Source organism: Streptomyces sp. NPDC058464 (assembly GCF_042721035.1).
Taxonomy (GTDB): domain Bacteria; phylum Actinomycetota; class Actinomycetes; order Streptomycetales; family Streptomycetaceae; genus Streptomyces.
Map to the genome: position 1 here is coordinate 1 of NZ_JBHXMA010000012.1, position 12,097 is coordinate 12,097.

Sequence of the window (12,097 nt, forward strand, 5' to 3'; positions counted from 1 at the left end):
GGCCCCCTCTTCGTACTGCCTGTTGCCGCCCTACTGCGGGTCGGGCCCGACCGCCACCGGACGGGACGGGTCGGCGGACCACTCCGACCACGAACCGACGTACAGCGCCGCCGGAATGCCCGCCACGGCCAGCGCCAGGACCTCGTGGGCACCGGAGACGCCCGAGCCGCAGTAGACGCCCACCTCGGCAGCCTCGGAGGCGCCCAGCCCCTTGAAGCGGTCGCGGAGTTCGGCGGCCGGCAGGAAGCGGCCGTCCGGGCCGACGTTCTCGGTGGTCGGCGCCGACACGGCGCCCGGGATGTGGCCGCCGACCCGGTCGATCGGCTCCACGTCACCCCGGTACCGCTCCCCCGCGCGGGCGTCGAGCAGCACACCCGAGCGGGCCAGCACCGCCGCCCCGTCCGCGTCGAGCAACTGACCCGCACCCGGGGCCGGTTCGAAGTCACCCTCGGCCGGCTCGGTCACGTCAGTCGAAAGAGGGCCCTGCCAGGACGGCAACCCGCCGTCGAGGACCCGCACGTCCGGGTGACCCGTCCAGCGCAGCAGCCACCAGGCGCGCGCCGCCGCCCAGCCCTGCCCGCCGTCGTAGACGACGACCGGACGGCTCGCCGACACCCCCGCGCGGCGCATCGCCGCACCGAAGACGGCCAGGTCGGGCAGCGGATGACGGCCGTTCCCGCCGGGCGCGGAGGCGAGTTCGCCGTCCAGGTGCACGTAGACGGCGCCCGGCAGATGCCCGGCCGCGTGGGCCGCTCGGCCGTCGAAGGGCGGTGTGCCGGGCGAGGTCAGCTGCCAGCGGACGTCCAGCAGGACGGGCGGGGTCGGCCCGGTCAGGCCGTCGGCGAGTTCGGTTGCGGTGATGATGGCTTCCATGGCCCCATCCTTACGCCAGGGGTGGCCGCATCGTCCAGGTACGACTACTCTGCTCGGCCGGACAGCCTCGATCACCGGGCGTACGGGATCGGGCACATGCTGTACAGCTGATGGACACCCGGCGGCAATCGACCGGAAACGGGCGAGAAACGGCAGATCAGGCATCCTCGCGGCGAAGCCGCCCCATGGCCGTGGACGCACGGCGACACGGAGGGTGCGAGCATCGGCACGGGGCGTGTCCGCGGCTGCGGCACAACCGGTCCGGACAGCGGAAGCGACACGGCCACCGCGAGGGGCCGAGGAGAGAGTGACGATGACCGAGGTACGGGGAGCGGCCGGCCCGAACGGCGACACGCACGCTCGGCGCGCGCCCGGCACCCCCTGCTGGGTGAGTCTGATGGTGCACGGCTTGACCACGACCGAGGAGTTCTACGGGGCGCTGTTCGGCTGGGAGTTCCAGCCCGGACCCCAGCAGCTCGGGCCCTGTGTCCGGGCCCTGCTCGACGGGCGGGAGGTCGCGGGCATCGGGCAGCTGCCGCCGGACCTGCATCTGCCGATCGCCTGGACGCCGTACTTCGCCTCGGACGACGTGGACCTGACGGCCGAGACGGCCCGGCTGTGCGGCGGCACCGTGGGCGTGGGCCCGCTGGACGCGGCGGAGGCCGGGCGGATGGCGATCGCCTCCGACCCCTCGGGCGCGGTGTTCGGGATCTGGCAGGGATCGGCCCACCTCGGCACGGCCCTGACCGGGGTCCCCGGCACACCCGTCTGGGACGAGCTGCTCACCTTCGAGACGTCGAGCGTCGCCAAGTTCTACGAGATGGTGTTCGGTTACGAGGAGGAGCCGGTGGTGTCCGCCGACTTCGACTACGTGACCCTGCACGTCGGGGGCCGCCCGGTGGCCGGCATCCACGGCGTCGGCCTCTCGCTGCCCCGGGACCGGGGGCCGCACTGGCTGACGTACTTCGAGGTGGCCGACGCGGACGCGGCCCTGCGGGAGGTCGCCGAGCTGGGCGGGCAGGTGCTGAAGCCGGTCCGGGACAGCGCACACGGGCGGGTCGCGACGGTGGCCGACCCGGAGGGCGCGGTCTTCTCGGTGATCGAGAGCCCGAGCTGAGCCGGCGTCGGCGTGGGACGGTGCGAGTCCGCCCGTCCCACGCCCCTGTTCCGGTGACGCCGGTCAGTGCTTACGGCACTTGCTGACGTCGATCCGTACGATCTGCGGGTCGTGGTCGCTGGCCTGGTCGGCGAACTCGGCGTTGATGTGCACCACGTCGTAGTCGAGGCGGGTCACCGCGGGGCTGGTCAGGATGTGGTCCAGGGTCTGCGAGTTGCCGTCGTACACGTAGGTGTAGCGCTCGGCGGCCGGCAGGGTGGTGATCAGCGGGGTCAGGACCCCGCCGTCCGTCAGATTGGTCACCGTCTGCGAGAACTCGTAGTCGTTCAGGTCTCCGAGCACCACGGCCTTGGCGTCCTCGTCCGCCGCGAGCAGGGACTTGACGAACGTGTTGACCTCGGTGGCCTGGGCCGCACGCTGGGTCTCCGAGCTGCGGGCCGGCGGCTGGTAGCGGCCGTGCAGGGGCTGGTCGCCGCCCTTGGAGACGAAGTGGTTGGCGACGACGAAGACGGTCTGGCCCTGGAACACGAACTCGCCCACCAGCGGCTTGCGGCTGTCGTCCCAGGCGTCACTGGTCGGGTCGATCCGGCCCGGGGAGTAGGTGAGCCGGGCGCCCTTGCGGGTCTTGACGACACTCGTGCCCGTGGTGGCGTCGCCGCCGGGCCGGTCGGTGAAGGAGACCCGCTTGGGGTTGAAGAGGAAGACCTGGCGGATGTTGCCGCCGGGCTCGCCGCCGTCCTGGTCGTTCTCGGGCGAGATGTAGCGCCAGGAGTAACGCGGGCCGCCGGCCGCGCGGATGGCGTCCGTGAACCGCTTGAGGGTCGCCTCGGCGGTGACGGTGCCGTCGTCGGTGGCGCCGTTGTCGTCCTGGATCTCCTCCAGGGCGACGACGTCGGGCGAGTTGAGGTTGACGGCGACACCCTCGGCGAGCCGGTCGAACTTCTCCTGGTCGTCCAGCGCGTCCAGGTTCTCCACGTTGTAGGTGGCGACCGCGAGTTCGTCGCCCTTCTGCCGACGGGTCACCTCCCGCTTCAGCCCGTTGTCGACCAGGGCGCCGAGCTGGGTGGCCTGGACGTCGTAGCCGCCGTAGGTGGAGTAGTCGAGCGGGCCGGTGGTGGTGCCGGACAGCTCGTCGCCGACGTTCGCCGCGGGGAAGGCCGTGGTGCTGTCCAGGGACATCACCTCGATGCGGCCGGTGCCCGGCTGGTCGTAGGAGGAGTAGAGGGTGCCGCCGCGCGGGGTCGGGTTCTCGTCGGGCTTGACGGTCACCCAGAGTTCGCCGTACGCGTCGCTCGCGCCGACCACGCGGGCGTCGGCGAACGTCGTCCGCATGCCCTCCAGGGACTCGTAGAAGTCCTGGGCGTAGACGGCCGGTTCAAGAGCGAGCGACTCGATGCTCGCGCCGTCGGCGGTGGGGATGTACGCGTCCGGGACGGAGGCCGCGTCCAGGGTGACGGCGGCGGGCAGCACGTTACCGCTGGAGAGCACCGTCGCGGTCGGGCTGTCGAGCTCGGTGACCGACTGGCTGGTGCTGCTCGGGTAGTACTCGCTGACCTTGCCACTGACCAGCACCGAGTCCCCGACCGCCACGGTCGGGACGGCCGAGCCGGTGTAGACGAAGACGCCCTCGCTGGTGCGCGGGTCGGCGTCGGGCGTCGGGTCCTGGATCCAGTAGCCCTTGGAGCCGGACGTACGGACGCCGGTGACGATGCCCGGCACCTTGGCGACGGTCTGCCCGGCGAGCGGGGACTTGCGGGTGGTGCCCTGGATGTCGTGGACGCGGACAGTGCCCGGCTGGGTCGGATCGTCGCCGCCCCCGCCGTCCCCGTCGCCCGAACCCGGGGTCTGCCCGGCCGAGTTGACCGGGGAAGGGGTACCGGCGGTGAGGTCCGCCGCGTTGTCGTCCGTGTCGGTGAGGGTGTCGGCCCGTGCCACGGAGGCGGTGTTGGAGGCGCCGGTGACCGGGCCGCTGCCCTCGCTGACCACCGCGGTGCCGTAGCCGACCAGGTCGACGACACGGCTGTCGGCCGCGCAGTCGGCGGCGGTCTTGCAGGTCAGCGCGGTGGTGCCGGAGACCAGGGCGACGGTGCCGGTGGTCGCGCTCATCGCGATCGAGCCGGTCACGTCCGGGGTCGGCAGGGCCGTCGTACCGCCGCTGCCCTGCGACTCGGCCACCAGGAAGCGGCCGCCGGACGCCACCGAGCCGCTGAGCGCGGTCACCTGCCACTGCGAGGACGAGGACGGCGAACCGGGCAGGTACTGCACGCTGTAGCCCGCCAGGTCGTAGGCCGCGGAACCGGCGTTGCCGAGCTCGACGAAGTCCCGGGTCAGGGTCGCACCGGAGTTGCCGCCACCGCCGTACACCTCGGCGATCACCGCCGTGGCGGACGGCGTGGCGTACGCGGCGGGAAGGGCGGTCATCGCGAAGGCGCTCGCCACGCTCACGGAAATCAGCGGGTAGGCGGCGCGGCGCATACGGGATCTGTTCCCTGCGGGTCTGGACACGCTGGCGGTCTCCTCGGACGTCGGATGCTTCAACGCGCCGCGGACGGGCGGCGCTTGAACCGGGCGTGTGGGGGGAGGCGGGCCCAAGTTACGCGTGTAGATGCCGTGTCGCCAAGATGTCGTGGGTTAAATCCAGGGAACGGAGGGGTGGTTGGCGGGGTGGTCCGGTCAAGGCTGCTCCGCTGACCCTCCGATGCGCGCCCCGTGCAGCCACTCGACCTTGTCGTACAGCTCGTCGACCGTGAGGCCGGACAGCATGGTGTTGCGGGCGGCAGCGGCGTCTCCGGCCGGGTGGTAGAGCTGTTCGCCTAGGGCACGGGACACCAACTGGGCCCTGGCGGCACGCTCGTACCGCTCGGCGTTGTACTTCTCCAGGCGTTGCGGGACGTCCCCCGCCGCGCCCGCGAGCAGTTGGCCGATGAGGACGGCATCCTCAAAGGCCGTGCAGGCGCTCTGGGCCGCGTACTGGAGCATCGGGTGCCCGGCGTCACCGAGGAGGGCGACGCGGCCGTCCGTCGAGCGTTCGACCGGGTCGCGGTCGCACAGGCCCCACTCCTTCCAGCCGGTCCACGGTTCCAGCAGTTGCCGGGCGGCGTCGCTCAGTCTGGGGAACGCGGACAGGACGTGCGTCCGCTCCGCGGGCCTGCCGACCACGACGTCCCGGGCGCCGTCGTCGCGGGTGACCGCCAGGTTGAGGAACTTCCGTCTGCCGATGGGGTAGTGGATGAAGTGCCACTTGGGGCCGGCCCACACGGTGACGGTGTTCCAGCGCAGTTCCCGCGGGACCCGCTCCATGGGTATGACGGACCGGTAGATCGTGTGGCCGGACACGCGAGGCGCGCCGTCTCCGAGGAGTTGGCCGCGCGTTGAGCACCTGTCCGTGCTCCGGGGCGAACTGCCGTTCCACTCCGACCGAGTGCCCGCCCGCCTTCGCGATGAGCAGCGGCCATACGACCCAGGCGCGTGGCGCCAGCGTCTGCGTGACGTGGTCGGCGAGGGCCTCGCGGATGGGCGACCATTCCCAGGTGGAGCTGCTGATGAAGTGGTGCAGGCTCTGCTCGGCCGCGGGCCCACCGACGGTTGCGGCGATGTTCCAGATCGACTTGCGTCCCCTCGCCGCCAGCCCGCTCAGACAGTGCCGCGCCTTCAGCCGCTGATCACTGCGGCGGAACGACGTGAACAGCGCCGCGCTGAACTCGCCACCCGGACCGGTGGCGTCCCGATCGCCTGATCGTATTCGGTGGCTGGAGACAACCTGTGCGTTCATGCCTCCCCCGTTCGCCAACTCCGTGGTTGTGCCACAAGACTGGCCGCCCACGCCCGACAACGGGAGGTAGACCGGGCACACACTTGCGAGCGACGACGGTTGCCCGGTCACACCTGAGCAACTCCTGCCAAGGGGCGACCTCCTGGCAACTGCGGCGACGGGTATTATGCGGCTTTCCGATAAGGTTTTGGCTCATGTCTGAGCCTGCTGACAAGGGGATAGTGATCCCCCTGTTGGCCAGCTCGGCAGTCTGGACCACTCCGGGCTGCCTCTGGCTAGCGGGAGCGGATCCGCTTGAGGGCCCGGTCACGGCGGCCAACATCCAGGGGGCGGGATGAGGGAGACATCAGCAACGGCGGCAGGGGCGCCACTCGATGACGACCGGCTCCGACTGGAGTACATCCCTTGGGGGAATGCAACCGGAGCGACGGCGTTGGAAGCGCTGACTGAAGCGCAGCATATGTTCTACGACAGCCCGGAGTATTCCGATCGGATCCCGGTACCCGCGGCACGACAACATCCTGTGCCGCAGGCAATTGGCGGCGACGCACGAAGCAGGCTACCCCGCGGCATCTACCTCTTTGAGTCGCGAGCCGACCGGTTTCTCGTCGGATTCGCATTGTGCAGCGGTGCAGACGCCGTTGCTCCCCAGCGGAAGCGTCTCCGTGACATAGACGACGGTCACATGCTTCACCGAGCCCTTCTCCAGTACCGGGAATGGTGTGCCGCCGTCCCCGACGAGGTCACTCCCGCTTTCGCCCGCGGAGACCTTGTCCGTCTGGCGGCCAGGCAGGAAACCTTCACCGTGATCAGGGCGACGCCGACGCGAGACGGAGGCATCCACTACAGGTTGCAGGATGCTACCGGTCGTCACCGTATGGCCTTCGAGGAGGATCTTGAGGCGCTTCCGCCCAGCACGGAGGAGCCCGAGGACTGGATCCTCCGGCCGCCCGTTGCCGCCGACCGAACCGCACTCGCGCTCACTCTCGCCAAGCTGAGCACCCCGCTCACGGATGTCGTGTACTCCTACCAGTCGAGTCGCACGGTGTTCCGCCCCTACCAGTTCCGGCCCGTGCTCAAGCTGATGAGTTCGGACCGCCAGCGCTTGCTGATCGCCGACGAAGTCGGTCTCGGCAAGACCATCGAAGCTGGCTTGATCTGGAACGAGCTGGAGCAGCGTACCCATCTGCGGCGTGCCTCAGTACGCCGCGGTGGTACGCACTTCCGGGGACTTGTCGTGTGTCCCGCCGCGCTCGTCACCAAGTGGCAGAACGAGATGCGCGACCGCTTCGACCGGCACCTGCGCGTCCTCGACAAAGAAGGCATGGCGGAGCTGGTGGAGCTGTTCCGCAGCGGGGATACCAACGAGCCATTCGCCGGCGTGGTGTCTCTGGAGCGCCTGAGGCGTGCCGGGCAGCTCGATGAACTCGCGGAACTCCAGCCCCGGTTCGACCTCGTGATCGTGGACGAGGCGCACTACCTGCGTAACGCGAGCAGCCGGAGTCACGCCGCGGCAGCCTTGCTCGCCGACTGGGCGGATGCTCTGATCTTTCTCTCCGCCACTCCTCTCAACCTCGGCAACCAGGACCTCTACAACCTGGTTCACCTTCTCGACGAGTCGTCCTTCCCGGATCCCAAGGTCTTCGAGAACCAGATCGAGCCCAATCGCCACCTGAACGCGGTGGCCGTCGGTCTCGCCGCGGGCGACGCGGACGGTCCGGACGGCATTCGGGCCCTGCACTCCCGGCTCATGCGGGTACCGACATCCGCGTACGGCAGGATCACCGCGCAGCGGCCGGAGTTCCGGCGCCTTCAGGAGCTCTTGGCCACCAGCGCGCCGCTGTCTCCCCAGCAGCTCGCCGAGGCGCGGCGATGCATTGCCGAACTCAACGCCCTCGCGGGTGTGGTCAACCGTACGCGCAAGGCCGACACCCCGGACCGCAAGGCTTTGCGTGAGGCCGAGGACGTAGCAGTCCGCTGGACCTCACAGGAGCGTGCCTTCTACGACAACCTGCACGCGTGGTGTCTGGAGCGAGCCGCCCGCAGCGGCACGGCCGCCGGCTTCGCCGCACAGATGTGGCTGCGGCAGGCGGCAAGCTGCATCCCGGCCATGCAGCAGCGGCTACGGGAGCGGTTCTCGCCTCGAACAGCCGAGGACGAAGCCATTGAGGAACTCCTCTACGAGTCGGAGGCCGTCGACGACACCGAGGACGTCCCGAACGACAACGCCTCCGGATCGGCCGCCTCTCCCGAAAGACTCGCCCGCGAGTTGCAGGATCAGGCCGACGATCTTTCCGCACTGCGCTCCCTGCTTGGGCAGCTCCCCGTGGACACCAAGTTCGAGCGGTTCGCGGAAATGCTGCGAAACGCCCGCGGCAGGGGCATGCGGCAGGCGATGGTCTTCTCATTCTTCACCCGAACCCTGGAGTACCTTGAGGAGAGGCTGACCCCGGAGTTCAAAGTGCGGGTGATGCACGGGAGGACCCCGCCGATCGAGCGGGAACGCATCATGAAGGATTTCCGCGCCGGCGAGTTCGACCTGCTTCTGGTGAGTGAGGTGGGCAGCGAGGGCCTGGACTTCGAGTTCTGCAACGTCCTGGTCAACTACGACCTGCCCTGGAACCCTATGCGGGTCGAGCAGCGCATCGGACGCCTCGACCGGTTCGGCCAGCAGCACGAGAAGATCTTCATCTTCAACATGCAGGTCCCCGGCACCATCGAGACCGACATCTTCCAGCGCCTCTACGCACGCATCGGTGTCTTCCAGGACTCCATCGGAGAACTGGAACCGATCCTTCGAGGGCGCCTGAAGGAGCTGCATCGCATCGTCCTCGACCCCCGCCTCACCCCGGAGCAACGGCGCCGTCAGGTCGATCGGATCGCCGTCGCGCGGGCTGACCGGGAAAAGGACCTGGAGACCCTGAACGACGCCCAGGCACTCCTCACCGGCCTGGACGGCCTGCTCATCGAGGGTTTCGACGAAACCAGTCCGGGCAGGGGGCGCTACCTGGGGCCCAAGGAGATCCGGGGACTCGTCGAGTGCTTCCTCGCGGACAGCGGCTACGGCCTGTTGCGCGAAGTCGCCCATGAGGACGACTTGGTGGACATCATGGGCAGCCGTGACCTGCTCACGACGATGTACGCGGCAATGGACGCGGGCGCCTTTCCCCACCCGCGCGGTGACCTGCTGGCGAGGATGAAGAGCGGATCACCGATGCGCGCCTGCTTCACGGCAAGCACCTCGTCGGTACACGGAGTTCCGTTGCTCAGCGTCCGCCACCCCGTGGTACGCACCGCCCAGTGGTGGTACGACCAGCGCCCCGACCTGCTCCTGCGCTACGGACGGGCACGGCTGCCGGGCCTGCCACCCGGCTCCCGCTATCTGGTGGAGGTCCGGCTGGCGCGTACGGACGGCACACGGTCGCGCCGCGAGTTGTGGACCACCACGGTCGACATCCGGACGATGCAGGAGATGCCCGAGGTCGGCACCGCGCTGCTGACCTCTCTCGCCCGCGGTGAACTCACCCACGCCGACGAGCCGCTGCCCGTGGGTATCGACGAGTTGCTCGCCGAGGCTCTGGCAGAGGTGCAGGCCCTCGCGGCCGTGCAGGAGCGCACGACCAAGCGGCTCTACGAGGCCGAGAACACGCGGCTCGCCCAAGGCCGGCGCGCGACGGTGCGGGATACCTTCCAGGTGAAAATCGCAGGGGCCCGTCGTCTCGCCCACGAGGTGGCCCACCCCTCGATCCGCCGCCTTCACGAGAGCCGGGTGACTCACCTGGAGACCCGGCGGGACGCCCTCCTGGCGCAGATGGAGCGGGAGTCCCGCTTCAGCCTGTCCACCGAGACGATCTCCCTCGTCCTGGTCGAGGGAACCTGACCAGGACGCCGACCGGTGACCAGAGACGCGCTCCCGGCCACCGGTCGGCGACTCACTGCCACGGGTGGGAGTACAGGTCGGTGAAGGACGGCCGCCCGTGCTCCTGGCCGCCCCGCTTCACACGCGTCAGGCGGATCGCCCCCTGCTCTCCGGCCCGGAGCACGGGCCATCTCTCCACTCTGAACGTCATGGGCCGGGCGGTGGCGTCACGTACGACCATCTCACCGTTGAGTCGCAGTGCGAGGGAGAACGAAGTCCGTGGGTGGAGCTCGACGGGCAGATACGGCAGCACACTGCCTTCCACCGAGAAGTCCATCGGTTCCCCGTCCACCGCCATCGCCCGGATCCGGGCCTTGGTGACCCTGAGAACATCCGGTGTCCCCCTCCAGTGATGAGCCAGTTCCTCGCGGCGCATCACCTGGTCCGCGGTGTAGAGAGGCTGGAAGGCGGGATAGAGCAGTTCGCTATGTTGACCCCCATCGGAGTCCTCCCACTCCAGCACCAGGTCGAAGCCGGGCCGGGGGAGGTTTAGCCGATGGTAGTCGTGAACCACCAATCCGGTCACGACCGACTGCTCCGGCGACTGCAGCGCGCTGTCGAACCCCACCTCCGCATGGGGGAACTGCTTCTCGAAGGCCTGGCGCACCAGAGGCACCTGGGACATGCCGCCGGCGAGCAGCACGTGCTGCACGTCGGTCGCCAGTTCCGACAGTGGCATACGGGCCAGACGCGCGATGTCGGGCGTCGTGCGCCTGCGCAGCCGGGCCTCGCACAGAGCGGCCCTGACGTGTTCCAAGGCCTCGTTCAGCTGGGGCCGGAACGCGTCCTCCAGCCGTCGGCGCGTGTAGGTGAGCAGCGGCAGATCGGTGTATCCGCCGCCGACCGGAACCGCTTGTTCGTCGTACCGTGTGTCGGAGAGCAGCACCTTGAGCCGTCGGGCGGCCCCCAGGATCAGCGCCCTGAAGGTGGGGGGATCAGGCATCCGGTTCACCGATATGCCCATGGCTCGCAAGTCCTGCTCCAGATCCCGGGCGATCCGAAGGTCCAGTGCGTCACCGGCCTTGGCCACACCACGCGCCGAGAGCACCGTGAGCTCGGGGGCGCCGTCCTGAAGCGACTCGGTGACCTCGACCATGGCGATGTCGAGGGTCCCCCCGCCGAAGTCGAAGACCAGCGTAGTTCCGTCGGGCCGGTCCTCGCCGAGTTCCCAGTAGAGCCCCTCCGACCAGGCGAGCCCAGCGGCCACGGGCTCGTCCACAATGTCCCCGACAGCCACCGGAATACCCGCGGCCCGGGCCAGAGAGGCGAGCCGCCTGCGCCGCGGCCCGTCCCAGATGGCGGGGCAGGCAAGGCGGAAGTGGGCCTCCTCCGTATCCGCTCCGGCGGCCCTCGCACGGAGCAGCACGTGATTCAGCAGCTGCTTGATCAGTGAGTCCGCCGAGTGGCGGACCATGCGGGACTTCCCCTGGACCGGCAGTACGTCGGGCTCCGAATCGAAGGTGATGCACTGCTTCACCGACCGCAGCGCCGACGCCCCTGCCGCGGTCTCGGCGCCTTCACCGAACAGAAGCTCACCGGAAGCGGAAACGGAGATCACGCTCGGCATCCAGGCCGTACCGTGACCGATCGGCACGTTCTCCGGCGCACCACCGGGAAGCCGTTGACTCACCAAGGTGGTCGCGGTACCGAAGTCGATGCCGATCAAGGGCTTGTCGTGCTGCACCGATGTCCTCCCAAAACCCTTGCTGCCGGGCCTCGATCCCGACAGCGGAAATAAAAGATCGTGCCTAGCGCTCGGCCCGGCGGACAACGGCCTGTTCCAGTACGACAGGCTCGGATTCACGAGCGCCCTGCCACACGAAACCGGGCCGCTCCACCACCACCCGTGCCGCCGGTCCACCGGGGGCCCGGTGAGCCACCGGGTCGTACTCCGTCTCTTCTCCGAGTGCTCCGATGTCCAGCACCCCGGCCGCCGCCGCGCGCGCCAGGACCCTCCGGTACAGAGCGCTCGCCGGCCCGGTCTCCTCCCCCTCGTGAACCGCCTGATCCGCGACTTCGGCGAGTACCGCGGCGAGGACGCGCAACGTGTCGATCCTGGCCTGCCGCAACTGCGCCTGCGACGCTCCGCGCGCGGTCTGCCGGGACTGGCGCAACTCGTCGTCCCGCCGCTGGAGCTGACGGGTCATCGCCTCGATGCGCTGAGTCGCCTCTTGCAAGTCCCGCTGGGCGGATTCCTTTGCGGCCTCGGCGGCCTGGACACGGGCTACGGCCTCGGCACACCGCTTCTCCTCGTCCTCCAGGCGTAGGCGCAACCGGTTAGCGGCCGCTTCCGCCTCGGCCAGTGCGGCCGACGCGGCCCGGCGGTACCGGTCGTGCGGCCGCCCGGGCGGCGGGGGGGGGCGACCCGCGAGCACCCCCACGCGGGGGGGGGGCGCGGGCTCGGGCCCCGGGTGGC

Annotated in this window: 6 protein-coding genes and 2 pseudogenes; 2 read left to right on the forward strand and 6 right to left on the reverse strand. The window is 69.8% G+C overall.

Annotated features, from left to right (window positions below):
* Positions 1 to 30: 30 nt before the first annotated feature.
* Positions 31 to 873, reverse strand: coding sequence for a sulfurtransferase (locus tag ACFWPQ_RS17775; RefSeq protein ID WP_384034966.1), 843 nt, complete (start codon positions 871 to 873; stop codon positions 31 to 33).
* 313 nt (positions 874 to 1,186) lie between these two features.
* Between ACFWPQ_RS17775 and ACFWPQ_RS17780 the strand changes: the two genes are divergently transcribed.
* Complete coding sequence (locus tag ACFWPQ_RS17780; RefSeq protein WP_384034969.1) at positions 1,187 to 1,990, forward strand: VOC family protein; 804 nt, start codon at positions 1,187 to 1,189, stop codon at positions 1,988 to 1,990.
* Between the two features lie 63 nt (positions 1,991 to 2,053).
* On the opposite strand, the gene ACFWPQ_RS17785 is transcribed toward ACFWPQ_RS17780, so the two are convergent.
* The 3 genes and pseudogenes from ACFWPQ_RS17785 to ACFWPQ_RS17795 form a co-directional block, all read right to left on the reverse strand.
* Positions 2,054 to 4,465, reverse strand: a complete 2,412-nt coding sequence (locus ACFWPQ_RS17785) for an endonuclease/exonuclease/phosphatase family protein (protein WP_384035392.1) — start codon at positions 4,463 to 4,465, stop codon at positions 2,054 to 2,056.
* A 198-nt stretch (positions 4,466 to 4,663) separates the two neighbouring features.
* A pseudogene (locus tag ACFWPQ_RS17790) lies at positions 4,664 to 5,365 on the reverse strand (FAD-dependent monooxygenase); the annotation flags it as partial.
* A 61-nt stretch (positions 5,366 to 5,426) separates the two neighbouring features.
* Positions 5,427 to 5,762 (reverse strand): annotated as a pseudogene (locus ACFWPQ_RS17795) (transposase); the annotation flags it as partial.
* 433 nt (positions 5,763 to 6,195) lie between these two features.
* Here ACFWPQ_RS17795 and ACFWPQ_RS17800 point away from each other — a divergent pair.
* The gene (locus ACFWPQ_RS17800; protein ID WP_384034972.1) at positions 6,196 to 9,642 is read left to right on the forward strand and encodes a helicase-related protein; all 3,447 of its coding nucleotides are present in this window, start codon (positions 6,196 to 6,198) and stop codon (positions 9,640 to 9,642) included.
* 52 nt (positions 9,643 to 9,694) lie between these two features.
* Here the strand turns inward: ACFWPQ_RS17800 and ACFWPQ_RS17805 are convergent, their stop codons facing one another.
* Complete coding sequence (locus ACFWPQ_RS17805; protein WP_384034975.1) at positions 9,695 to 11,365, reverse strand: Hsp70 family protein; 1,671 nt, start codon at positions 11,363 to 11,365, stop codon at positions 9,695 to 9,697.
* A 64-nt stretch (positions 11,366 to 11,429) separates the two neighbouring features.
* A complete protein-coding gene (locus tag ACFWPQ_RS17810) occupies positions 11,430 to 11,954 on the reverse strand; it encodes a hypothetical protein (protein ID WP_384034977.1) in 525 nt (174 codons plus the stop codon).
* Positions 11,955 to 12,097 lie beyond the last annotated feature (143 nt).